The following is a 23,421-nucleotide window of genomic DNA, read 5'->3' on the forward strand; positions in this document are numbered from 1 at the left end:
TCAACGGCGCAGACGATGTCTGCGCCGTTTGCTTGTGAACTTCAAAAAGAAACGGAACGCCGGGCATGACGCGAGACCAATTCAGCTTCTTCCATCCCTTCCGGATCCGCTATTCGGAGATCGACGGCCAGGGCGTGGTGTTCAACGCCCACTATCTGACCTTCTACGACACTACGATCACCGAATATTTCCGCGCGCTCGGCTACGACCAGTATGCGGATGCCAAGAAGACCGGCATGGACTTCCACGTCGTCAAGTCTGTCGTGGAATACAAGGCGCCGATCCGTTTCGATGCGGAGATCGAGGTCGGCGCCCGTGTCGCGCGGATCGGCAGTTCGAGCATGACCTTTGAGACGGCAATCTTCCTCAAGGACAGCACGCAGCTGATGGCGATAGGCGAAGTGGTCTGGGTCAACACCGATCAATCCACGCACCGGCCAGCGCCGATCACGGCTGAGATTCGCAACCTTATTGCGTCATGCGAAAAGCATCTCGCAGCGTGATTGCGGACCGCACCTCGCAAACATCAAAGGCGCGGATTTCTCCGCGCCTTTCTCATTTTGAGCTTGGGTCAACCGCCAATTTTTTGAGACCGGACAATCTACCGGCTGGCAACCGCGCCTAACGAATCGAACTTGTAGCTCAAGCGGCCGACAACGGTATCCAGCTTGGTCTTGTCGTCGACCGATGTGAGAGTTGTGTCCGCGCCGGTATTGTAGGCGGTGTAATTAGCTCGTCCGAGGTCGATGTGATTGTACTCGATGCCAAGGATGAGATTCTGCGTCAGCATGTATTCGAAGCCCGCGCCGACGATCACGCCGCTCCTGAACTTGCTGCCGGGATTCCATGCGGAAGGACCACCGGACGTTGACGCCGCAGACAATCCAACCTCGCCACCTGCCCAGCCCCCCTTGGCGTAGAACAAGACACGGTCCCAGGTGACGCCAAGGCGACCCGCGATCGTGAAGATATTGCTGATCTTTGCCGTCTCTGTATCGGTGTCAGGATAATAAGGACTGGCAATCGTCGTCTTGTGATTCAGCCCTGACCACGTGCCTTCGATGCCGGTCACGATCGATCCAAGCTGAAAATTGTATCCTGCCTGCACGCCCCCCAGCACGGACGTCTGTCTGGCGAAGGGGATGCCTCCCGTTCCACGGCGGATTATCCACCAGTCATCTCGCTGAAAAGCCCAGTTGGAGCCTGCCGAACTGCCCCCGACGTGACCGCCGATGTAAAGTCCGCTCCAGTTACGAGCAGGTTCAGGGGAGAAGCTGCCCGTGGGTATCTTGCCCACAGGTAGCTTGTAGTTGATGCCCGCCCTGACGATGTTCGCGTTGAAGCTGACGGTTTCCGGCGTCGACGGCAAAATGTCGAACAACGCCGACTTACCGAGATCGACGTACAGATACTCGACCTTCGCGGACCAGTTCGGCGCGAACTTCGTTTCCACGCCGGCTCCCACCGTCCATCCCGGTCGAAGTTCGCTGCCGGATGCCGGCGTCAGAACATCCCAGCCACGCACCTCGCCAACCGCAAGACCGCCGGTCGCAAAGAGCAGCCAATTGCCCGCCGCTCCGACGGCGTAACCGACTCGCCCGCGCAAGGTGCCGAGCGAACTCAGCTTGGTGCCGCAAGCATGAGCATTGTTTGCCGATAATCCGCACTGATCGGAACGGCCGCTGATGTCAGCCCAGGAATAATCGCCCTCAAAGCCGTAAACCCAGCGCGCGATCTGCCAGTTGTAACCGATTGTGCCGCCAATCAGACCGCCATTGACCGCGTAGCTGCCGTCGCCAGGTGGAGGACCTCCTCCTCCTCCGCCGGGCACGAGCGGGCCACGACCGGGATCGGTCTGCTTGGAATTGCCCGTTCCGAAGCCGCCGCTCAGTCCGACGTAGCCGCCCGACCAATTGTCAGGCGCTGGAGGTGCTTTGGTAAAAATGCGCGGAGCAAGATCTGCGGCGACGATGGGGGAAAAAGGAGCGACGGACATCAGACCCGCCACCAAAAACATTCGCTTCAAAACAACCCCCAAGGCATGCTTGCCGAACTGCTCGACAATCCGGTTCCTTATACGGGGATTCCCCGCCAAGGCCGTTACATTCCCGCCACAGTTGAATGGAACTCAACATTTCCGCCTATGGTAGACCCGCACCACCGATCTGCGCGATCATGGCCTTGGCGATTTCCTGTTCTCCCATGATCACGGAGTTCGCGCCGTGATGCTTGAGATGCGCGATTTCCTCTTCCGAGTGTGCGCGCGCGATAATCGGCAGCGTTAAGCTGATTGCCCGAGCCTTGGCGACGATCTGCCCGCCTTCGAACGCATCGGGAATCGCGACGATAAGCCCGCGTGCCGCTTCCAGATTTGCCGCGACCAGCATTCCCGGCGCAGCCGCATTGCCCGTGATCTTCTCGATCCCGGCCTCAGTGAGCCTTTCGAGGCAGCCCGGATCATCCTCGATGACGAGAAATGGCACGCCTCCTTGCTGCAAGGACTTGCCGACGACACTTCCCACGCGCCCGTACCCGACCAGCACGACATGACCGGTGAGCGCCGACACCGGCAACTCTATGCGGGACGGCTTCTTCTTTGCCGCTTCCGCGACGGCCGCCGCAGCGGTATCCTGCGCGGACTGTGCTGCCGCCGCCGCATCTTCGGCTTCTTTCTTCTTCGCCTCATAGCGATCGAGCAGCGCGAAGAACAGCGGGTTCAGCATGATCGAAATGATCGCGCCGGCCAGAACCAGATCGCGGCCGCGATCCGGCAGCAGCGCAAGGCTGACGCCAAGACTGACGAGAATGAAAGAGAATTCGCCGATCTGGGCGAGACTCGCCGAAATCGTCAGCGCCGTCGATGTGGGATGTCCGAACATGCGCACGATGCCGAACGCCGCAACGGACTTTCCGAAGATAATAATGAAAACGGTCGCGAGCAGCGGCAGCGGTTCGCGCGTGATGATGGCCGGATCGACCAGCATGCCCACCGACACGAAGAACAGCACGGCAAACGCATCGCGCAGCGGCAGGGTTTCGTTCGCCGCGCGCTGGCTGAGTTCGGATTCGCTCAGGATCATGCCAGCGAAGAATGCGCCGAGCGCGAACGAGACATCGAACAGGATCGCCGCGCCAAAGGCGACGCCGAGCGAAATCGCAAACACCGCGAGCCGGAACAGTTCGCGCGAGCCGGTATGCGCAACGTAATGCAGGATCCACGGAATCACGCGGCGGCCGACCACCAGCATGAAGATGACGAATGCCGCGACCTTGCCGAGCGTAATGAGGACCGGCTGCGCCATTGCATAGGCGCTGAGACCGTTGGCGCCCTCGCCTTTCAGTATTCCCGCGAGCGCCGGCAGCAATACCAGCGTCAGCACCATGGCGAGGTCTTCGACGATCAGCCAGCCGACCGCGATCCGGCCGCGTTCGGTATCGACCAGCCGTCGCTCCTGCAATGCGCGCAGCAGCACGACCGTACTGGCAACCGACAGCGCGAGCCCGAATACCAGCCCGCCGCCCACCGGCCAGCCGAGCGTCCAGCCAAGGCCCATGCCGAGCAGCGTTGCCACGGCGATCTGCACCACCGCGCCGGGTACCGCGATGGCGCGCACCGACAGCAGGTCCTTCAGCGAGAAATGCAGGCCGACGCCGAACATCAGAAGGATGATGCCGATCTCGGCGAGTTCGTGGGCGATTTTCTGATCCGCCACATAACCGGGCGTGAACGGGCCCATGACGACGCCCGCGAGAAGATAGCCGACAAGGGGTGAGATACGGACCCGCTGGGCCAGCGCGCCGAGTATGAAAGCCAATACGAGGCCGACGACAACCGTTGAAATCAAAGGAGTATTGTGATGCATGCCGCATCTTGCTGCATGAAATAGATTGATGCAAGTGCATCCTTCGCTACTCATCGCCGCAGCAACCAAGCGATGTGAGGCCATTGAAAAACGAGGTGCGAGAGAAGATATCATGAACTGAGCGGACTTCGATTTGTCTCCCGTTTGATCCGTGTCAATTCCGGCATTCCGTCCGCGCTGTTGCGAGGGACTCGCCATGATCAGGGACATTCTTCTCAAGGTCGAGAGCGACAAGCCGCATGATCCCGCTCTTGATTATGCCGTCACAGTCGCCGAGGCATTCGACGCGCACCTTGCTTGCATTGCTTTCGGCGACCTGGTGAACATGCCGGGCTTCATGATGCCGGGCTTGCCCTCTGAAGCGCTCGCAGAAATATTGGCCGCCAGTGAAAAGTCTGCCCGCGCGGCGGTCGAACGATTTGAGATGGCGGCACAACGACGTCATATCTCGACCGAGCACCATCTTGTAACCCAAGGCGGTCTCAGTCCGGGCGAAGCCTTTGCGACGATGGCGCGGCGTTTCGATCTCAGCGTTCTTCAGCAGTCCGGGGCGAATGGCGCAAACAACGATCTTCTGATCGAAGCCGCCCTGTTCAGCTCCGGACGGCCTGTGATGATCGTGCCCTACATCCAGAAAGCCGGGCTGAAGCTCGGTCACGTGCTGTGCTGCTGGGATGGAGGCGCCGCAGCCGCCCGCGCCATCAACGATGCGCTACCGTTCCTGAGAAAGGCGGAAACCGTTGAAATTGTGGTCGTCGTCAACGAGAGAGCCAGATATCCGAAGCGCGCAATTCACGGCGCCGAGATCGCAGGACATCTTGAGCATCACGGCATCAAGGCCGAGGTCAAAACCATCTCGGAGTCCCAAATCGATGTCACCGATTCAATCCTGTCGTACGCAGCGGATTGCTCGGCAGACATGATCGTGATGGGCGGCTATGGGCATTCGCGTCTGCGCGAATTCGTGCTCGGCGGCGCGACGCGGGGCATCCTGTCCACGATGACCGTTCCGGTCTTCATGTCGCACTGAATTCCCGGGGATGCACGCGCACGACCGTGCAGAGAATCAACACCCTTGGCGGCTAGCCGCAAGGCACTTGCGACAAGCAGGCGCGTATCAGAGCGTGTCCTGTTCAGCGGACTACGTGTTTCTGCGCTAGGACCGACTTCCGGTGCGGCGCGAAGGCGCAGCAAACACCGCGCCTTCGTTTTGTCGTGTTTGGCAGCAGAGTGAGTCCTTCCTCAGGAATGCCTCATGCGCCGCCGCATCATTCTCGCCGTTCTTCTTCTCCTCGCCGCCATCTATCTCTTCAACGCAAGCTGGCTCACATTCACGCCGACGGGTAGGCCGTTCCTGCTCGCGCATCGCGGCGTCCACCAGACCTATCCCGCCTACACGCAAACCGCCGATGACTGCACGGCGACCATGATCCGGCCGCCCACGCACGATTTCATCGAAAACACCCTGCCCTCGATGAAGGCCGCCTTCGAGGCCGGAGCGGACATCGTCGAGTTCGATATTCATCCCACCACCGACGGCCACTTCGCCGTCTTTCACGACTGGACTCTCGATTGCCGCACCGACGGCAAGGGCGTCACCCGCGAACACAAGCTCGCGGATTTAAAGCGCCTCGATATCGGCTATGGTTACACCGCAGACGGCGGCAAGACCTTTCCCCTGCGCGGCAAAGGCGTAGGGCTGATGCCAACCCTCGACGAGGTGCTGACCGCGTTTCCTGACCGTCGCTTTCTGATCCACATCAAGAGCAACGATCCCGCTGAAGGCGACAAGCTCGCTGCGCGCCTGAAACAATTGCCGCCCGATCGCCTGAAGCTCCTCATGGTATATGGCGGCGATCATCCGATCACGGCGATGCGCCAGCAGCTGCCGCAGATTCCGACGATGTCGAACCAGCAGGAAATCCGGTGTCTCAAGCACTATCTCGCCATCGGCTGGGCGGGCTATGTCCCGTCATCCTGCGCGGGCACTCTCCTGCTGATACCGCAGAACTACGCGTGGCTGCTGTGGGGATGGCCGGACCGTTTCCTGGTACGGATGCGTGGCGCTTCCGCCGTCGTGATCCTCGCCGGCCCTTATCAGAAAGGTGACTCCTCCACCGGCATCGATACGCCGGAGGAGTTCAAGGCCACACCGCAGCGATCCGGTCTCGGTATCTGGACCAACCGCATCGAGAGCATCGCTGCGTCGCGCTAGGCGCCCATCGCGGCTTCGATGGCCTTCAAGGCTGCATCGGCCTTCGCGCCGTCGGGACCGCCGGCCTGCGCCATGTCGGGACGGCCGCCGCCGCCCTTGCCGCCCAAGGCTTCCGACGCGATCTTCACCAGATCAACCGCGCTGAAGCGCGAGGTCAGGTCAGCCGTGACCCCGACCACCGCGCCCGCCTTGCCGTCTTCGCCGACATTGATGATCGCGACAACGCCGGAGCCGATCTGCTTCTTGCCGTCGTCGGCAAGGCTCTTGAGATCTTTCATCTCGATACCGGAAACGCGCTTCGCCATCAGCTTGACGCCGCTAACTTCGATGAACGCATCCTCACCGCGATGAGAGCCGGATACGCTCGTGCCACCCATGGCGAGCTTCTTGCGTGCATCCGACAGCGCGTTTTCCAGCTTCTTGCGTTCTTCGACGAGTGCGGCGATACGCGCCGGCAAATCGTCCAGCGTGGTTTTCAGTTCCGCCGCTGCCGCCTTCGCGGTGTGAATGGTCGCGTTCACCGCGTGACGCGCATTGTTTCCGGTCAGCGCCTCGATGCGCCGGACGCCGGAGGCCACCGCGCTTTCGCCACTGATGGAGATCAAACCAATGTCGCCGGTACGACGCACATGGGTGCCGCCGCACAGTTCGACCGACCAGCCGAGCGCATTGCCCTGCCCCGCGCCCATCGACACCACGCGGACCTCGTCGCCGTATTTTTCACCGAACAGCGCCCGTGCGCCGGAATCCCGCGCATCGTCCACCGCCATCGAGCGGGTGAGGACTTCGCCGTTCTCCAGCACGACATCGTTGGCGATGTCTTCGATGCGGCGCAGTTCGTCCGCCGTGATCGGCTTGTTGTGGGCGAAGTCGAAGCGCAGCCGCTCAGGAGCAACTAGGGAGCCGCGTTGCGCGATGTGATCGCCCAGCACCTGCCGCAGCGCCTCATGCAGAAGGTGCGTCGCGGAGTGATTGGCGCGGATCGACGTGCGCCGCGCGTGATCGACTTCGAGCTGCAGCGGCACGCCGAGCTTCACCGTGCCCTGCTCGACGGCGCCGAGATGCACGTAAAGATCGCCCGCCTTCTTCTGCGTGTCGGTGACGCGCACACGCACGCCATCGCCGCTAAGGATGCCGGTGTCGCCGACCTGACCGCCGGATTCGGCGTAGAACGGCGTCTGGTTCATCACGATCGCAACGCTGTCGCCAGTCTTGGCGCTGTCGATTTCCTTGCCGTCCTTCACCAGCGCGGTGACGACGCCTTCGGCGATTTCGGTGTCGTAGCCCAGGAACTCAGTCGCGCCGAGTTTCTCGCGCAGCGGAAACCAGACGTTTTCGGTTGCGGTGTCGCCCGACCCGGCCCAGGCCGCGCGCGCCTTCTTGCGCTGCTGCTCCATCGCGTCGGTGAACGAAGCGATATCGACGCCGATGCCGCGGTTGCGCAGCGCGTCCTGCGTGAGATCGAGCGGAAAGCCGTAGGTGTCGTACAGCGTGAACGCGGTCTCGCCGTCGAACATGTCGCCCTTCTTCAGCGACGCGCTTTTCTCGTCCAGAATCGTGAGGCCGCGATCCAGCGTCTTGCGGAAACGGGTTTCCTCGAGCTTCAGCGTTTCCTCGATCAGGTTCTCGGCCCGAACCAGTTCGGGATAGGCCTGACCCATCTCGCGCACCAGCGCCCAGACGAGGCGATACATCAGCGGCTCTTTGGCTCCGAGCAACTGCCCGTGGCGCATCGCGCGGCGCATGATCCGGCGCAGCACATAGCCGCGGCCTTCGTTCGACGGCAGCACGCCGTCGGAAATCAGGAACGACGACGCGCGCAGATGGTCCGCGATCACGCGCAGCGACGCCTTTTGTTCGCCCTGCGGATCAGCCCCGGTCAACTCGGCGATGGCGCGGATCAGCGCAACGAACAGATCGATGTCGTAGTTGTCATGCTTGCCCTGAAGCACGGCGGCGATGCGCTCCAGACCCATGCCGGTATCGATCGACGGCTTCGGCAGCGCGACGCGGTTGCCGGGCGCGATCTGGTCGAACTGCATGAACACGAGATTCCAGATCTCGATGAAGCGGTCGCCGTCTTCCTCGGGCGAACCGGGAGGGCCGCCCCAGATCTTGTCGCCGTGGTCGAAGAAGATTTCGGAGCACGGGCCGCAGGGGCCGGTGTCGCCCATCTGCCAGAAATTGTCCGACGTCGCGATCCGGATGATTTTCGATTCAGGCAGACCTGCGATCTTTTTCCAGAGTTTCGCAGCGTCCTCGTCCTCGGAATAGACCGTGACCAGCAGCTTGTCCTTGGGGAGCCCGTACTCCTTGGTGATTAAATTCCAGGCAAGCTCGATGGCGCGCTCCTTGAAATAGTCGCCGAACGAGAAGTTCCCGAGCATCTCGAAAAAGGTGTGATGCCGCGCGGTGTAGCCGACATTATCGAGGTCATTGTGCTTGCCGCCGGCGCGAACGCACTTCTGCGATGAGGTCGCGCGCTGATAGGGCCGCTTCTCAAGACCCGTGAACACGTTCTTGAATTGCACCATGCCCGCATTGGTGAACATCAATGTCGGGTCGTTGCGCGGAACCAGCGGCGAAGACGGCACGATATCGTGGCCGTTTTTCGCGAAATAATTCAGATACGCCGACCTGATCTCGTTAACGCCGCTCATAATCGTCCAATCGCGCCCAAAAGCTCTATGTTTGACGCGTTCTCTTCACGCGAACCGGTACCCACTTCGCTCGAAAACGCTCTCGATGTTCTGACGCATTCTCATGGCGCGAAACGCTCGCCGTTCCGCCCGAAAACGCCTTGGTGCGCCGCCCGCCTTCAATGACGCGTGCAGCGCAGTTTGTCCCGCCCCGTTTCTAGACGGAACGGGCCTGCAATGTCCAGAAAGTGTGCACCAGATCAGCGGCTTGCAAGCAGTCCCAAGCGCGCCGCGAAGCCCGTTGATAATCTCGCAGTTGCGTTGACAGGGCCTCGAAAGGCGTGTTTTCCTGCCTTAAGTGAGCTATATGTTAAGCTGATAAGTCACGTCGGGAGAGACCGGTTTTATGCCGGCGCCGAAGGAGCAACCGCCCCGGAAACTCTCAGGCAAACGGACCGTGTGACTGACTGAAATCTGGAAAGAGGTGCGGCCGGAGCTTCCGGCGCGGCATCCGCCGACGGGATAATACTCTCAGGCGCAGCGACAGATGGGGCTTCGACATGATTTCGGGAACTGGTCCCGAATCTGTCAGGAGCCCGACCATGCAAGCCGCCGAACGACATCCATCCTCCGCTGCTGACAATGCGCTGAAGCGCGTTCCGCTGCATGACCTGCATGTGGCGCGCGGCGGCAAGATCGTGCCGTTCGCCGGCTATGAGATGCCGGTGCAATACGCCGCCGGCGTGCTGAAGGAACATCTCCACACCCGCGCCTCCGCCGGCCTGTTCGATGTCTCCCACATGGGCCAGATCGCTCTCACGGCAAAGTCCGGCAAGGTCGAGGACGCCGTCCGCGCGCTGGAACGTCTGGTGCCACAGGATATCCTCGCCGTTGCGCCCGGCCGCCAGCGCTATGCGCAGTTCACCAATGACGCCGGCGGCATTCTCGACGATCTGATGGTTGCGAACTTCGGCGATCACCTGTTCCTGGTGGTCAACGCCGCCTGCAAGACTGAGGATGAAACGCATCTTCGTCAGCATCTCTCCGACGTCTGCATCATCGAGCCGCTGCCGGATCGCGCGCTGATCGCGCTGCAGGGACCGAAGGCTGTCGAGGTGCTGGCGAAGCATGCGCCGACAGTCGCCGCGATGAAGTTCATGGATGCCGGACCGCACACGGTGCAAATCTCTGGTCAAGCCATCGACTGCTTCGTCTCGCGCTCCGGTTACACCGGCGAGGACGGGTTCGAGATTTCAGTTCCTGCAAAAGACATCAAGCGTTTCGCAACCGCGCTGCTCGCCGATCCCGCCGTGCTTCCGATCGGCCTTGGAGCGCGCGACAGCCTGCGGTTAGAGGCTGGCCTCTGTCTGTACGGTCACGACATCGACACCACGACCACGCCCGTCGAGGGTGCGCTGGAATGGTCGGTGCAAAAGAGCCGCCGCATTGGCGGCGCACGCGCGGGAGGCTTTCCCGGCGCCGACATCATCCTGAAACAGTTCGAAACCGGCGCATCGCGCCGCCGTGTCGGTTTGCGTGCAGAAGGCCGTGCGCCGGTGCGTGAACATGCGGCCCTCTACGCCAGCGAAACCTCATCCGAAAAAATCGGCACCGTTACCTCCGGCGGCTTCGGACCGACGCTGAATGCACCCGTCGCCATGGGTTATCTGCCGACATCCCTTTCCACCGAAGGCACCCTCGTCTTCGCCGACGTGCGTGGGCAACGCCTGCCGCTGCGCGTTTCTACGATGCCGTTCGTGCCCAATGGTTACAAACGATAACACCATCAACACCGCAAATGCTGAGGACATCATGACCACGCTGTTTACCTCCGATCACGAATGGCTCCAGATCGACGGCGACGTCGCCACCATCGGCATCACCGACTACGCGCAGACCCAGCTCGGCGACGTGGTGTTCGTCGAGCTGCCGAAGGTCGGCCGCACGCTGAAGAAGGCGGAGGCCGCCGCCGTGGTCGAAAGCGTCAAGGCTGCATCGGATGTCTACGCGCCGATCGCGGGGGAAGTGCTGGAGGTCAACGACGCCGTCGCCGCCGATCCAGCGCTGGTGAACTCCGATCCCGGCAAGGCCGCATGGTTTTTCAAGCTACGCATCGCCAACAAGAGCGACCTCGACGGACTGATGGATGAAGCTGCCTACAAGGCCCACACTGCTTAAGGCTGCAGGACAAACGTTCGATGAAAGACACATCGTCATTGCGAGCGAAGCGAAGCAATCCAGTCTTCGGTTGCCAAGGGGTGGATTGCTTCGTCGCTGGCGCTTCTCGCAATGACGAACTCAAATCTCTGTTCCTGAGGAGTTTCACATGACCGCGCATCGCAAACCTGCCGAACCCGCTGTCGATTTCGTGCGCCGGCATATCGGCCCCTCGCCGCGCGACATCGAGAGCATGCTCTCGACCGTCGGTGCATCGAGCCTTCAGGTTCTGATGAGCGAGACGCTGCCGGCTTCGATCCGGCTGAAGGCGCCGCTGGATCTCGGCAAGGCGCTTAGCGAAACTGACGCGATCGCGCATATGCGCAGCATTGCCGGTCGCAATCAGGTGTTCACCTCACTGATCGGCCAAGGCTACTCGGGCACGATCCTGCCCGCGGTGATCCAGCGCAACATCCTCGAGAATCCGGCCTGGTACACCGCCTACACGCCGTATCAGCCCGAGATCAGCCAGGGGCGGCTCGAGGCGCTATTCAATTTCCAGACCATGATCTGCGATCTCACCGGACTCGACATCGCCAACGCGTCGCTGCTCGATGAAGGCACCGCGGCGGCGGAAGCCATGGCGCTCGCCGAGCGCTCGTCCTCGGTGAAGACTAAGGCGTTCTTCGTCGATCATGAAGTGCATCCGCAAACGCTGGCGGTGCTGCGCACCCGCGCCGAGCCGCTCGGCTGGTCATTGATTGTCGGCGATCCGGCGCGCGACCTCGACAAGGCCGACGTGTTCGGCGCGCTGTTCCAGTATCCCGGCACGCATGGCGGACTGTTCGATCCGCGCGCGGCCATCACGGCATTGAAGGCGAAAGGCGCCATCGCCGCCGTCGCCGCCGATCCGCTGGCGCTGACGCTTGTGGCCTCGCCCGGCGATCTCGGCGCGGACATCGCCATTGGCTCGACCCAGCGCTTCGGCGTGCCGATGGGCTACGGCGGACCGCACGCGGCCTATATGGCGGTGAGGGATGCGCTGAAGCGCTCCCTGCCCGGCCGCATCGTCGGCCTCTCGGTGGATTCACGCGGGGCGCCCGCCTATCGCCTTGCGCTGCAGACGCGCGAGCAGCACATCCGCCGCGAAAAGGCGACCTCGAACATCTGCACCGCGCAGGTGCTGCTCGCGGTGATCGCCTCGATGTATGCGGTCTATCACGGCCCTGAGGGGCTGACGCACATCGCTCGCACCGTGCACCGGCGCGCAACGGTTCTGACGGCAGGCCTACGCAAGCTCGGCTTTGCGCCGTTGAATGACGCCTATTTCGATACGGTCACAGTGGCGATCAATGGTCAGCGGCAGGCCATCATCTCGCATTCTGCTCATGAGAACATCAATCTGCGGCTCAACGAGACCACCGTCAGCATCGCGCTGGACGAGACCACGACGCCTGCGGTGGTCGAGAGTGTGTGGCGGACCTTCGGCGGCAACCTTGTCTATGCGGACATCGAGAAGGAGGCGCGCGACGCGCTGCCGCCTGCTCTTGTGCGCACCAGCAAGTTTCTGACCCATCCGGTGTTCCACGAGCACCGCTCGGAAACAGAACTGCTGCGCTACATGCGCAAGCTGTCCGACCGCGATCTCGCGCTCGACCGCGCCATGATCCCGCTCGGCTCCTGCACCATGAAGCTCAACGCCACCACCGAAATGATCCCGGTGACCTGGCCGGAGTTCGGCGCTCTGCATCCGTTCGCGCCATCGGCGCAGGCGGCGGGCTATCACGCCATGTTCGCCACGCTCGAGAAATGGCTCGCCGATATCACCGGTTACGACGCGGTGTCCCTGCAGCCGAATTCCGGCGCGCAGGGCGAGTATGCCGGACTGCTGGCGATCCGCGCCTATCATGCCTCGCGCCGCGAGCCGCACCGCAAGGTGTGCCTGATCCCCTCTTCCGCTCACGGCACCAATCCGGCCTCCGCCAGCATGGTCGGTATGGATGTCGTTGTTGTCGCCTGCGATGCGCGCGGCGATGTCGATGTGGAAGACCTGCGCAAGAAAGCTGCGCAGCACGCGAACGATCTCGCTGCGGTGATGATCACCTATCCCTCGACCCACGGCGTGTTCGAGGAGCACATCCGCGAGATCTGCGACATCGTCCACAGCCACGGCGGACAGGTCTATCTCGATGGCGCCAATCTCAACGCGCAGGTCGGGCTCGCGCGGCCCGGCGACTACGGCGCGGATGTCAGCCATCTCAACCTGCACAAGACCTTCTGCATTCCACACGGCGGCGGCGGTCCCGGCATGGGCCCGATCGGCGTGAAGAAACACCTCGCGCCGTTTCTTCCCGCCAATATCACAAGCGACAGGGAAACTGCGGTCGGTCCCGTGTCGGCGGCTCCTTACGGCTCGGCGTCGATCCTCGTCATTTCCTACATCTACATCCTGATGATGGGCGGCGAAGGCCTGACCCGCGCCACGGAAGTCGCGATCCTGAATGCGAACTACATCGCCAAACGGCTCGATCCTCATTTCCCGGTGCTGTACCGGAACGCCAAGGGACGCGTCGCGCATGAGTGCATCGTCGATCCGCGCGGCCTGAAGACCGGCTCCGGCGTCACCGTGGATGACATCGCCAAACGCCTGATCGACTACGGCTTCCACGCGCCAACCATGAGCTTCCCGGTGCCCGGCACGCTGATGATCGAACCGACCGAATCCGAATCGAAGGCGGAACTGGATCGTTTCTGTGATGCCATGATCGCGATCCGCCGCGAGATCGCCGAGGTCGAGGCCGGACGATGGCCGATCGAAGCGTCGCCGCTGCGGCATGCGCCGCACACGGTGCACGACATCGCCGAGGATCACTGGCAGCGGCCCTATTCCCGCGCGGAAGGCTGCTTTCCAGCTGGCACCTCGCGCAGTGACAAGTACTGGTCACCGGTGGGACGCGTCGACAACGTCCATGGCGACCGCAATCTGGTCTGCTCCTGCCCGCCGGTGGCGGATTACGCACAGGCGGCGGAGTAACGCGCTCGGAGCTTCCAAGTCATCGTCCCCGCGAAAGCGGGGACCCATAATCCCTAGACTGTGGTTCATGTGTCGAGCGCGCAACGCGCCAAACGAGTGCAGGGGTTATGGGTCCCGGCTCGCGCTACGCCTGGCCGGGACGACGCGGAAAGAAACGCTGCCGCCCCGCTCTTCAAAAACAAATCGGGCGCTGGGGATGTCGGCAACTCAACATCCACAACGCCCGTTTGCTTTCCGAAGGTACGATGGATGCCCGAAAAGGATTCCCGTCTTCTCGGATCGCACCTGAACCCGGGCGATTAAGCCCGAGCCAGAAAATGATTAGTCGTCCGCCGGCTCCTCGCCGTCGGCATCGCGCTCCGGCGAGCCTGCGAGGATCTGCTCGGCGATCAGGCCGGAATTCTGGCGGATCAAGGCTTCAATCTTCGCCGTCACCTCAGGATTGGCCTTCAGGAAGGTCTTGGAATTCTCGCGGCCTTGACCGAGGCGTACGCTGTCATAGGAAAACCATGCGCCGGACTTCTCGACGATTCCTGCTTTCACGCCGAGATCGAGAATTTCGCCCAGCTTCGAGACGCCCTCGCCGTACATGATGTCGAACTCGACCTGCTTGAACGGAGGCGCCAGCTTGTTCTTCACCACCTTGACGCGGGTCGAGTTGCCGATCACTTCGTCGCGTTCCTTGATCTGGCCGATGCGGCGAATGTCGAGGCGCACGGACGCGTAGAACTTCAAAGCGTTACCGCCAGTGGTGGTTTCCGGCGAGCCGTACATCACACCGATCTTCATGCGGATCTGGTTGATGAAGATCACCATGGTGTGGGACTTGTTGATCGAGGCGGTGAGCTTGCGCAGCGCCTGGCTCATCAGCCGTGCCTGCAGGCCGGGAAGGCTGTCGCCCATCTCGCCTTCGAGTTCGGCGCGCGGCACCAGCGCCGCCACCGAGTCCACAACCAGCACATCGACCGCGCCGGAGCGCACCAGCGTGTCGGCGATTTCCAGCGCCTGTTCGCCATGATCCGGCTGCGAGATCAGAAGTTCATCGACATTGACGCCGAGCTTGCGGGCATAGACGGGATCGAGCGCGTGTTCAGCGTCGATGAAGGCGCAAATGCCGCCTTTCTTCTGGGCCTCGGCCACCGTGTGCAGCGCCAGCGTGGTCTTGCCGGAGGATTCCGGACCGTAAATCTCGACCACCCGCCCCTTCGGCAGGCCGCCGACACCCAGCGCGATATCCAGCCCGAGCGAGCCCGAGGAAATCGTCTCGATATCCATCGACCGGTCGTTCTTGCCGAGCTTCATGACGGAGCCCTTGCCGAACTGGCGCTCGATCTGGGAGAGCGCGGCCGACAGGGCCTTGGTCTTGTCCATGGATGATCCTTCAACGATACGCAGGGCGGCGGGGGCCATAGTGGTGCTCCTTATGAACGGGATTCGCCAGCCGGACAAACAAGCTGGCTGGCCTGCTGCCCCTGCGGCGGACCGGAATCAGGATCGATCCGATGGAACTGAACGTACCCTATTTGTTCTAGGTTCGCAATATGTTCTTTTGCGGGGGGCGGGCAGATATATCCCCTTGGGACATGTACCCGGAATCGGCTAGATTTAGGGGGATGCGAACGAGGACGAAACTCTACCTATTGGCCCTTCCTGCGTTGCCATACCTTTTCGGCGTGGCGCTTCAGGTTAGTGGCGTGACAAACATAGTCCTATCGGTAGCGATTTTCGAAATCGCCGCGCTTCTCGGTGCTGGAGTTGTCTGGGCGCTATGGTCAGATTGGCGCACGGCGGCGGTTTTCGTTCCAAACGACGGTAAGGCACTTACGAGAGTTCGTCGCTGGGAGGGCGTCAAGCTCAGTCGGTTGGGCTGCATAAGAACCGAGTTCCTAGCGGCTATGACGGTATTTCTCGCCTGCAACGCGGTTATTTATGGGTTTGTAAGTCTTGCAGCGCAATCGCAACCCGTCGCAGTCAAAACCGGCGCTCGGCTGACGATGACAACTGAGGCGCTCACCAAGGGCGCTACTGCATTGAAGATCATAGTAACAAATCGCGGCGATTTGCCAGCGAGAGCGACAAGCGAAGGTGGCGGCTCATTTGTTATTTCGGATCGGATTCTAACGATAGCCGAGGAGGACTTGCTCTATCAGGGCGCTTTAAAAGCAATTTTGGGGACCAGTGGAAGTGGCATAGAGATTTATCCGAATGATGTTCGTTCCTTCTGGGTCCCCGTCCAAATTCCCGATGTAATTTTTGATGCCATCGTCGCAGGCCAAAAGTATCTATACTTTGCTGCAATTGTTGGCTTCGCAGATGATCTGGTGCCACATGGAAAGAAGGCGTTCTCCACGATCTGCGGTCGCTTTAATAAGCGAACAGAAGAACCGCTAGTTTGCCTAACTCATAATAACGTGCGTGTTCTGAACTAACACTTGGGGGTAAAACTAGATGCCGAAGCCAAAGCAACACGACGCCGACAAGCGTTTCGACAGGCTATTGCAGATGATGGCTACTCAACCCGAACCTTCGGGAAAGCCTGCAAAAGAAGCTCAAACATCAAAGCAGGCTGTTGGCGCAGGTTATGGCGATACTCGAACTCGCGCAGGTAAGTCTGCAAGTGCTTCTTCGAAACCCAAACATAAGTCCCGTTGATCCCGCGCTTGACGCTGGACCAGAACGACTCAATGCCATTCGTGTGAACGTCGCCGCGAACGTATTCCTTGGCTGAGTGATCGACCGTTTCGTGATCGTAGCCATGACGCTCAGTCAGCGAACGATAGCTAGACAATTCGTCCGTGTGGACGCGCGATCCCTTCTTCACGAAGCTCACGACATGCGGAACGAGCGTCTTGGCGGTGCGGTCGATAACGTGGCGTGTCACCACGTCGCCGCCGCGCTCTAGGACGCCGAACACCACGGACTTGTCGTCCGGTTTGCCGTTGAGGTCTTTGCCGCCAACGAACGTCTCGTCCACTTCCACGGTCTTGCCGGGGCCACCCACAGGGTTGTCGCCGTCAACGTAGCCCATGTAGAGGCGGATCAGGCGGCACATACGCCACGCCGTTTTATAGGTCACGCCAAGCTGGCGCTGCACTTCCTTTGCGGCCACGCCGTTCCGCGTCGTGCAGAACAGGAACATGACATAGAACCAGTCGCGCAGGCTGGTGCGGGTCTTCTCAAACGGGGTGCCAGCGGTCGGGTAGACCTGATAGCCGCAATGCTCGCACTCGAACGAGCGACGGGCTTTGACCCGGTAATAGGTCGCCTGCTTCTGGCACTTAAAGCAGGTGAACCGCTCGCCAAACCGGGTGCGCATCAAGTGGGCAAGGCAAGCATCCTCGTCGGGGAACCGCTTCTGGAACTGCCGGATATTCGACAACTTCTGAGCCATGCGAGCCTCCCCGTAGAATATAGGTACTCTAACCGGGTTTGTTCTACATGTCCAGAGGGGATATATGCGCGGGGTGGTACTGGCCTGTTTTAACCCCTAGTGGCCTGTTTTGATTTTCGCCGTGGCCTAATTTGCATCTCGTGTGCGGAACTGGACAGACGAGTTCTGAATTAAGGCGTTAACTTTTGCTGCCAGCCAAGAGCCATGGAGCCGCTCTAGCGAACACAGGAGAAGCGCATGCCCCGCCAACCAGAGAAGCCCCCGTTCGAACAAAAATGGAAGGAACTCGCGGACAAGACTCGTGAAGAGGCAATGGATTTGCCCCCGGGCCGTGCGCGTGATGCGATGCTTAAGAAGGCACGTCAGCTCGAAACGGCCTGCCAGATGAGCGAGTGGGTATCGTCGCCGGGACTGCGACCACCTATCGGAAAGTAAGGCCGCCTCGTGCGGCCAGATCAGCCCGAGGGAAACAAGCCGGCCGATGGCATGAAGAAGGAAATCTGCGCAACACAGCGCTAACCGGATGAGGCCGCCGCGATCGCGGCCTCATTTCGTGACGGGACTGCGTAACGGAATTACGCTCTCACGCTTGTCGGGCGTCAGGAATGATCGGCTTCGCTCGCCCGCCCTTCGCCCTGCCCGTCTGCTCCGCCGGGCGGCTCGCGTTCCGTTCCGAGCAGCCGCACAAGATCGGCCATGCTGGACGTATCCTGCGCTTCTGTCTGGGTTTCAGTAGCTGCCGGCCACAGCCAGCGTTGCATCAATCGGATCAGATCAACCATCGTCCCGCCAGGCATCGTCCAAATGAACAGACGAACACGGGATGGCATTCGTTCCATTGCGGGACAAAGATATTTGGCGTGTGGGAGTTACCCTCCGGTGGATCATTTTCCACCGGCCGAGGGTTGAGACAGTCGATACACCGGCCGATCACAAACCGGTGTGCTCACACCTGACATGCAGGAGAGCCTCATTCATGACTCGGACGAACGAGATTTCCATTGGAGAAAAGTGGCAAAGGATCGCGGATGAAACCCGGAACAAGGCCCGCGCGATGCCGCCGTGCGAGAAGCGCGACGATCTTCTGAAGAAGGCCCGTCAGCTCGACGTCGCCGTCAATCTGAATAACCTGCTTTCGTCAGAGCCGAAAATCTCGAAGTAACAGCCGCGCGCCGAGACAATTACTTTGCTGTCGATTTCGCTTTTGCGGTTTTCGGAGCAGGCTCCGTTCGCACCGTGGCCCACGGGTCGCTGCTGGCCTTGGCATCGGGGATCTTCGACCGCGCGGCCTTCGCTGCGTCCTCGTTGGCCTTGGCGCGGGCCTTGTCCTCTTCAGAGAGTTCCTTGCCTTCGCCCAGCTTGAACCCCGGCATCATCTGGGCGAACGCCGGTACGGAGACGGGAACCATCGTCAAGCCGATCAGCATCGCTACCCGAAACACCCGCATCGAAACTCTCCCCGGATCAGTCATCTTCTGTTGGTCATTTGTAAGATTGGACATCGTCGTCCGGACGCGCGTGACGCCGACAATGACAGTGTACCCCACCGCAAAACGATGGCCAAGGCGGGGTCAAGACGGGACCAAGGCGGGGCAAAATCCTGCAAAAAGACCCGAAACAGCCGCCCCGCAGCGATTCCAGCCAGCCGAGCACCGACCCGGGTCAATGTCGTAAATCAATCCTGAACATGAACGCGGCCAGCACCAGGTATCGTTTTATGGACTGGCAACCCGCCGCCGCCATATTTCCGGCCATGACTCACAAGGTCGCGGCCATGACAGACACACCATTGGTGGAGAGGCGGTCGGAAACGCGCCGCCGCGTTTTCAAGGGCGGCGTCATTACGTTCAATGGCGCAGGCATCGACTGCACCGTGCGCAACATGTCGAAGCGCGGCGCGGCGCTGGATGTCGCCAATGCCGCGATGATCCCGCCGCGATTCAGCCTTGCCATCAAGGCGGATGATTTTATCGCCCGCTGCCGCATGGTCTGGAACAACGGCCAACGCGTGGGCATCACGTTCGACTGAACGGCGCCCCTGCACTCATCGTCACAATGCCCTAGAACGAAACTCCGAGGCGTGGGCCCTTCACCCACACCACGCGGCATTTCTTTTTCGATCCGGCGTAGAGCAGTTCGAACCTGTCGGGCAGCGGCATGCGCGGAACAACCTCGAGACACGCCCCGCCCGCGGAATAATCCACGACGTTGCAGCCGATCACCGGGGATTTCGGATCGACGATGATCTTGGCCGTTCGGGAGAGATTTCCTGAAGGCCGGACGCGACTAAAGCGGCGATCTTGATGCATGAGGCACACACTTCGGACTCTAGCAAGGCACTCAAGGTTCGACGTCAGGCTACCACCGGCATCTTTCTCGCAGACGGGTATGCCGACTTCTTCTTGACGTCGGGCTTGAGAAAAATCACGCCGACCTGATCGCCGTTCACCCGCACCATCTTGCATCGCCGGTAAGCGAGACCGGTCGAGGACAGCAACAGGAAAAATTCCTTCAGATCGAGATCGCCGACAGAGCCTTCAACTTTCAGCAAGGCGCCGCCTTCGGACACATCCAGCATCCGGCACGACCGGCGCCAGGTGCCGTCGATCCCCATGATCTGCACATCAATGCCGCGTTCGAAATCGACCCGCTGGCTCTTACGAAGTTCCTTGCCCATTGCGACCTCCTGGGGAGATTGCTGCCTGGTAAAATCGTCTTCCGAAAAACTCGGTTTACAAAAAACTGACTTGTTAAATTTGCCCCGCCGCTCGAAATCTCACGCAGGCGGTGTCATGGTAATTATACGTTGCGCGCAATTGCTTAAATCTTTCTGCACGCCGCGATTTCCAACCGGATAATACCGGCAACCGCCGCTCAAGCCTTCGTCAGCGCGATGGCTTCGTTAACAAGCGATGAAAAAAGCCCGCTGCATTTAACCCTAATCCCACATCCGATTTTGATGTTTGGTCCGTAGCTTCCACAGAGGGACGCACAACAACAACCGCGCGAAGCTGTCGAGCCTCGCGCCGAAAAAATTGCGTGGAATGGGGACTGGTCCGTGGTCGAGATTGCCAATGCAGCACAAGCCGCCGCGCGCCGCGAGGTGAGTTTTGCCCGCGAGCGAGCCAGTGGCCATTCCTTGGTCGAAACGTCCGGTCCGCTCGTACCGCTCGAGGCCGTTGCCGCTGAACGCTGGCGGCGTCTGAGCGACAACACCGTTGAACCCAACGGCTATTTCCTGCCCGAATGGGAGTTGGCCGTGAATGCGTCCGCGCAGGGGCGCACCAATGTCAGCGCCCTCGCAGCCACAACAGTGAACAATGACAGTCCGCGCCTGATCGGCCTGCTGCCGGTGATTTCCGCCTGGCGCGCATATGGCCTTCCCCTGCCCGCGCTGGTCAGCGCCGATCCGTACGGCACTCTCGCCACGCCGTTGCTTGATCGCGAACGGGCCGACGAGGCCGCCGCCGAACTGATGCAACAGGCGCGCAATGCCGGCGCGCGTGCGCTGATCCTGCGCGATATTCCGCTGGAAGGCGCGGCGATGACGGCATTGACCCGCGCACTGGCATGCCGCGGATTGCAGCCGCGCATCCTGCAAAGCCATGCGCGCGCCAGCCTCGACGCAACACGCAGCGCAGACGAGCTACTCCGTGACGCCCTCGGCCCGAAGAAGCTGAAAGAGCTTCGCCGCCAGCGCAACCGGCTCGCCGAGCATGGCGAAGTGATCTTCACGATCGCAACCGCGCCCAGCGAAATCAAACGCGACCTCGGAATTTTCCTCACCCTCGAAGCCAGCGGCTGGAAAGCCCGGCGCGGCACCGCACTGGCTCAGCACGACGGCGACGCGGCCTTCATCCGCCGCGCGGTGTTTGACGCCGCGGCGCGCGGCAACTGCGAGATCGTCACGCTGCATGCGGGAGAAACGCCGGTGGCCTCCGGCATCGTGCTCCGGCATCTCGACCGCGCCTTCTATTTCAAGCTCGGCGTCGACGAAAACTTCGCCAAATGCTCACCCGGGGTGCAGCTGACGCTGGAACTCACGCGCCACATGTGCGCCGACCCGGCCATCACGATGGTCGATTCCACCGCGATCCCCGGCCATCCCATGATCGATCCGATCTGGCGCGGACGCCTTGTCATCGGCGACGTGCTGATTCCGCTCAATCGCCGCGACCCCTTCGTGCCGGCCATCCGGCTCGGCCTCGCCTTGCGCAAGCTCGCCCGCGAGCCGGCGCGCCGTCTTGTTCACACCATCAGGAAAATCCGGGAGACACGCTCATGAACGTTGCCTCAAGCATTTCGCCGGTCATCACCGCTGACAATGAATCGCTGAAGCGCGATTTTCCGCTGAAGCCGTTCGCGATCCGCCACAAGCTTTCGGGTCATCCGCTGCTGACGCTGTCGCGCATCGCGCAGCTTGCTGCGGACATGCCACGCGACCTGATCGAATACAATTCCGGCGACGCCTCCGTCAGCCAGGACCCGGACAAGGTGAAGAGCGTCGATCTCGATCCGGTCGAGGTCGTCAACCGCATTCAGACCGCGGGCGCATGGATGGTGCTCAAGCGCGTGGAGAAAACGCCGGAGTATCGCCAGTTGCTCGAAGACGCGTTGACGTCGGTTGCCCGCGCGCGAGGCTTCAAGAGCATCGAGGATGCCGGTTTCTCGCAAATCGAGGGTTTCCTGTTCGTGTCGTCGCCGAATTCGACGACGCCGTTCCACATGGACGCCGAAGACAATTTCTTCGTGCAGATCTACGGCGAGAAGATTTTCGCGGTCTATGACAACCGCGACGGCGAGATCGCAGACGACGCGCAGGTCGAGCATTCCACCGTCAAGCACCGCAACGTGCCTTTCGACGAAAGCTTCCGGCCGCGCGGCATCGAGTTCGAACTCGATGCCGGCGACGGCTGCTACATTCCCTATCAGTGGCCGCACTGGGTGAAGACCGCGGGATCGCACTCGATCTCGATGGCGATCACCTGGAAGACTGAAGAAGTCCGCCGACTGAACGACCTGCATCGCTTCAACTCGATGCTGCGCGGCCTCGGCCTGCCGCAGGCCGCCCCCGGCAAGAAGCCGTCCCTCGATGCTGCGAAACTCGCGGTCTATCGCACCGCCGCTGCAATCGTCGAACCGCTGCGCGGCTCGGAAACCATGCGCCGGGTCATCCGCCGCATCGCGCTCGGCAAGAACGCGAACTACTACTTGAAGAAGGCGTGAGCTAATCGCTCACGCCCCTCCCTCACCCCTTAGCGAACTCGGCGGCTGGCCCATCGCCTTGCGGAACGCCGCCGAGAACGCGCTCGCGCTGCGATAGCCGCTGCGCTCCGCCACCCGCGAAATCGGCTCGCCCGCGACAATGGCTTCCAGCGCGTTGTGGAAGCGCACGCGTTGCCGCCACGCCGCGAAGCTCAAGCCCAGCTCGGCCTCGAACAGCCGCGCCAGCGTCCGCGACGATGCACCCGCCATACCGACCCAGCTATCCAGCGTCAGGCGGCTTGCCGGATCGGCCAGCAGCGCGTTGCAAACGCGCAGCAGGCGCGGATCACGCGGCATCGGGATCACCAGCGACAAGCGCCGCGCCCTCGCGATCTCGCTCAGGATCAGCAGCGCCACTGCGCCGCCGCGGCCCTGCTCATCGTAGATCACCGGCTCCTCGATCAGCGCCAGCACCAGTTCGCGCAACAAGCCTGAGACCTCCAGCACGGTCGGCGCGACCGGCAGGTCGTCGCTCGCGCGGCGCGCAATATAAAGCGTGCGCATTTCCACCTGACCGCGAATGCCGATCGAATGTTCCGTCAGCGCGGGCAGATACACCGCGCGATCCGGCGGCACGATCCAGGCTTCGGTCGCAGTGCGGATGCGCATGATGCCGCTCACCGCGTAGACAAGCTGGTCGCGGGCGTGATGGTGAGGTGCGATCTCAAACCCGTCGACAAAGCTTTTCGACATCGCTGCGAGCGGCCGCGGCACGGACTGATAGTCGTTGGCGTCGGTGCTGCGGGTATGACGCATTGATCTGGACATCTGCGTCTTTCACCTCTCCCCGTTCACGGGGAGAGGTCGCGAGCGACAGCGAGCGGGTGAGAGGCATTTTGCCGGTTCACGTGATTGCC

22 protein-coding genes and 1 riboswitch are annotated in these 23,421 nt (G+C 61.4%); of the genes, 12 read left to right on the forward strand and 10 right to left on the reverse strand.

What is annotated here, in order from left to right; genetic code table 11:
* Nucleotides 1-65 precede the first annotated feature (65 nt).
* On the forward strand, nt 66-503 hold the full coding sequence (locus tag BN32_RS19575) for an acyl-CoA thioesterase (RefSeq protein ID WP_019196315.1): 438 nt from the start codon (nt 66-68) through the stop codon (nt 501-503).
* A gap of 98 nt (nt 504-601) precedes the next feature.
* On the opposite strand, the gene BN32_RS25685 is transcribed toward BN32_RS19575, so the two are convergent.
* On the reverse strand, nt 602-1,996 hold the full coding sequence (locus tag BN32_RS25685) for an outer membrane protein (RefSeq protein ID WP_162161325.1): 1,395 nt from the start codon (nt 1,994-1,996) through the stop codon (nt 602-604).
* 145 nt (nt 1,997-2,141) lie between these two features.
* Nucleotides 2,142-3,863, reverse strand: a complete 1,722-nt coding sequence (gene ybaL / locus BN32_RS19585; RefSeq protein WP_019196313.1) for a YbaL family putative K(+) efflux transporter — start codon at nt 3,861-3,863, stop codon at nt 2,142-2,144.
* A gap of 196 nt (nt 3,864-4,059) precedes the next feature.
* Between ybaL and BN32_RS19590 the strand changes: the two genes are divergently transcribed.
* Both BN32_RS19590 and BN32_RS19595 read left to right on the forward strand, forming a co-directional pair.
* Complete coding sequence (locus BN32_RS19590) at nt 4,060-4,893, forward strand: universal stress protein (protein WP_019196312.1); 834 nt, start codon at nt 4,060-4,062, stop codon at nt 4,891-4,893.
* Between the two features lie 225 nt (nt 4,894-5,118).
* Entirely contained in the window at nt 5,119-6,078 is a 960-nt protein-coding gene (locus BN32_RS19595) for a glycerophosphodiester phosphodiesterase family protein (RefSeq protein ID WP_019196311.1), read from the forward strand.
* Here the strand turns inward: BN32_RS19595 and alaS are convergent.
* The gene (alaS, locus tag BN32_RS19600; protein ID WP_019196310.1) at nt 6,075-8,738 is read right to left on the reverse strand and encodes an alanine--tRNA ligase; all 2,664 of its coding nucleotides are present in this window, start codon (nt 8,736-8,738) and stop codon (nt 6,075-6,077) included. The two genes, BN32_RS19595 and alaS, sit on opposite strands and share 4 nt — an antisense overlap.
* Before the next feature lie 357 nt (nt 8,739-9,095).
* Nucleotides 9,096-9,185: riboswitch (glycine riboswitch) on the forward strand.
* 134 nt (nt 9,186-9,319) lie between these two features.
* On the opposite strand from alaS, the gene gcvT reads away from it, so the two are divergent.
* The 3 genes from gcvT to gcvP all read left to right on the forward strand — a co-directional run bounded on the left by gcvT (nt 9,320) and on the right by gcvP (nt 13,908).
* The gene (gene gcvT / locus BN32_RS19605; protein ID WP_019196309.1) at nt 9,320-10,498 is read left to right on the forward strand and encodes a glycine cleavage system aminomethyltransferase GcvT; all 1,179 of its coding nucleotides are present in this window, start codon (nt 9,320-9,322) and stop codon (nt 10,496-10,498) included.
* Nucleotides 10,499-10,529: 31 nt separating this feature from the next.
* Complete coding sequence (gcvH, locus tag BN32_RS19610) at nt 10,530-10,895, forward strand: glycine cleavage system protein GcvH (RefSeq protein WP_040427338.1); 366 nt, start codon at nt 10,530-10,532, stop codon at nt 10,893-10,895.
* Nucleotides 10,896-11,043: 148 nt separating this feature from the next.
* The gene (gcvP, locus tag BN32_RS19615) at nt 11,044-13,908 is read left to right on the forward strand and encodes an aminomethyl-transferring glycine dehydrogenase (RefSeq protein ID WP_019196307.1); all 2,865 of its coding nucleotides are present in this window, start codon (nt 11,044-11,046) and stop codon (nt 13,906-13,908) included.
* A gap of 321 nt (nt 13,909-14,229) precedes the next feature.
* Here the strand turns inward: gcvP and recA are convergent, their stop codons facing one another.
* Nucleotides 14,230-15,318 (reverse strand): recombinase RecA, encoded by a 1,089-nt coding sequence (gene recA, locus BN32_RS19620; protein ID WP_040427064.1) that lies wholly within the window; start codon nt 15,316-15,318, stop codon nt 14,230-14,232.
* Nucleotides 15,319-15,602: 284 nt separating this feature from the next.
* Here recA and BN32_RS19625 point away from each other — a divergent pair, with 284 nt between their 5' ends.
* Nucleotides 15,603-16,337 carry a hypothetical protein gene (locus BN32_RS19625; protein WP_152343641.1) on the forward strand — a complete coding sequence of 245 codons (735 nt, stop codon included), beginning with the start codon at nt 15,603-15,605 and terminating at the stop codon, nt 16,335-16,337.
* An 80-nt stretch (nt 16,338-16,417) separates the two neighbouring features.
* Here the strand turns inward: BN32_RS19625 and BN32_RS19630 are convergent, their stop codons facing one another.
* The gene (locus BN32_RS19630; RefSeq protein WP_019196304.1) at nt 16,418-17,299 is read right to left on the reverse strand and encodes an IS1595 family transposase; all 882 of its coding nucleotides are present in this window, start codon (nt 17,297-17,299) and stop codon (nt 16,418-16,420) included.
* A gap of 237 nt (nt 17,300-17,536) precedes the next feature.
* Here BN32_RS19630 and BN32_RS26355 point away from each other — a divergent pair, with 237 nt between their 5' ends.
* Nucleotides 17,537-17,734 (forward strand): hypothetical protein, encoded by a 198-nt coding sequence (locus BN32_RS26355; protein WP_019196303.1) that lies wholly within the window; start codon nt 17,537-17,539, stop codon nt 17,732-17,734.
* A gap of 164 nt (nt 17,735-17,898) precedes the next feature.
* Here the strand turns inward: BN32_RS26355 and BN32_RS19635 are convergent, their stop codons facing one another.
* Nucleotides 17,899-18,081, reverse strand: a complete 183-nt coding sequence (locus tag BN32_RS19635) for a hypothetical protein (RefSeq protein WP_051488568.1) — start codon at nt 18,079-18,081, stop codon at nt 17,899-17,901.
* Between the two features lie 194 nt (nt 18,082-18,275).
* Between BN32_RS19635 and BN32_RS19640 the strand changes: the two genes are divergently transcribed.
* Nucleotides 18,276-18,461, forward strand: a complete 186-nt coding sequence (locus tag BN32_RS19640) for a hypothetical protein (RefSeq protein ID WP_019196301.1) — start codon at nt 18,276-18,278, stop codon at nt 18,459-18,461.
* A 19-nt stretch (nt 18,462-18,480) separates the two neighbouring features.
* On the opposite strand, the gene BN32_RS19645 is transcribed toward BN32_RS19640, so the two are convergent.
* Nucleotides 18,481-18,747 carry a hypothetical protein gene (locus BN32_RS19645; protein ID WP_051488548.1) on the reverse strand — a complete coding sequence of 89 codons (267 nt, stop codon included), beginning with the start codon at nt 18,745-18,747 and terminating at the stop codon, nt 18,481-18,483.
* 269 nt (nt 18,748-19,016) lie between these two features.
* On the opposite strand from BN32_RS19645, the gene BN32_RS19650 reads away from it, so the two are divergent.
* Nucleotides 19,017-19,328 carry a PilZ domain-containing protein gene (locus BN32_RS19650; protein WP_019196299.1) on the forward strand — a complete coding sequence of 104 codons (312 nt, stop codon included), beginning with the start codon at nt 19,017-19,019 and terminating at the stop codon, nt 19,326-19,328.
* Nucleotides 19,329-19,359: 31 nt separating this feature from the next.
* On the opposite strand, the gene BN32_RS19655 is transcribed toward BN32_RS19650, so the two are convergent.
* Nucleotides 19,360-19,608: a PilZ domain-containing protein gene (locus tag BN32_RS19655; RefSeq protein WP_019196298.1), complete on the reverse strand. Its 249-nt coding sequence runs from the start codon at nt 19,606-19,608 to the stop codon at nt 19,360-19,362.
* Nucleotides 19,609-19,652: 44 nt separating this feature from the next.
* The gene (locus tag BN32_RS19660; RefSeq protein ID WP_019196297.1) at nt 19,653-19,976 is read right to left on the reverse strand and encodes a PilZ domain-containing protein; all 324 of its coding nucleotides are present in this window, start codon (nt 19,974-19,976) and stop codon (nt 19,653-19,655) included.
* Between the two features lie 381 nt (nt 19,977-20,357).
* Between BN32_RS19660 and BN32_RS19665 the strand changes: the two genes are divergently transcribed.
* The gene (locus BN32_RS19665; RefSeq protein WP_019196296.1) at nt 20,358-21,584 is read left to right on the forward strand and encodes a GNAT family N-acetyltransferase; all 1,227 of its coding nucleotides are present in this window, start codon (nt 20,358-20,360) and stop codon (nt 21,582-21,584) included.
* Nucleotides 21,581-22,525, forward strand: coding sequence for a cupin-like domain-containing protein (locus tag BN32_RS19670; protein WP_019196295.1), 945 nt, complete (start codon nt 21,581-21,583; stop codon nt 22,523-22,525). The genes BN32_RS19665 and BN32_RS19670 overlap by 4 nt, the downstream gene beginning before the upstream one ends.
* Before the next feature lie 9 nt (nt 22,526-22,534).
* Here BN32_RS19670 and BN32_RS19675 read toward each other — a convergent pair whose 3' ends face one another.
* On the reverse strand, nt 22,535-23,332 hold the full coding sequence (locus BN32_RS19675) for an AraC family transcriptional regulator (protein ID WP_244438217.1): 798 nt from the start codon (nt 23,330-23,332) through the stop codon (nt 22,535-22,537).
* Nucleotides 23,333-23,421 lie beyond the last annotated feature (89 nt).

This window comes from Afipia birgiae 34632 (assembly GCF_000308295.2).
GTDB lineage: Bacteria > Pseudomonadota > Alphaproteobacteria > Rhizobiales > Xanthobacteraceae > Afipia > Afipia birgiae.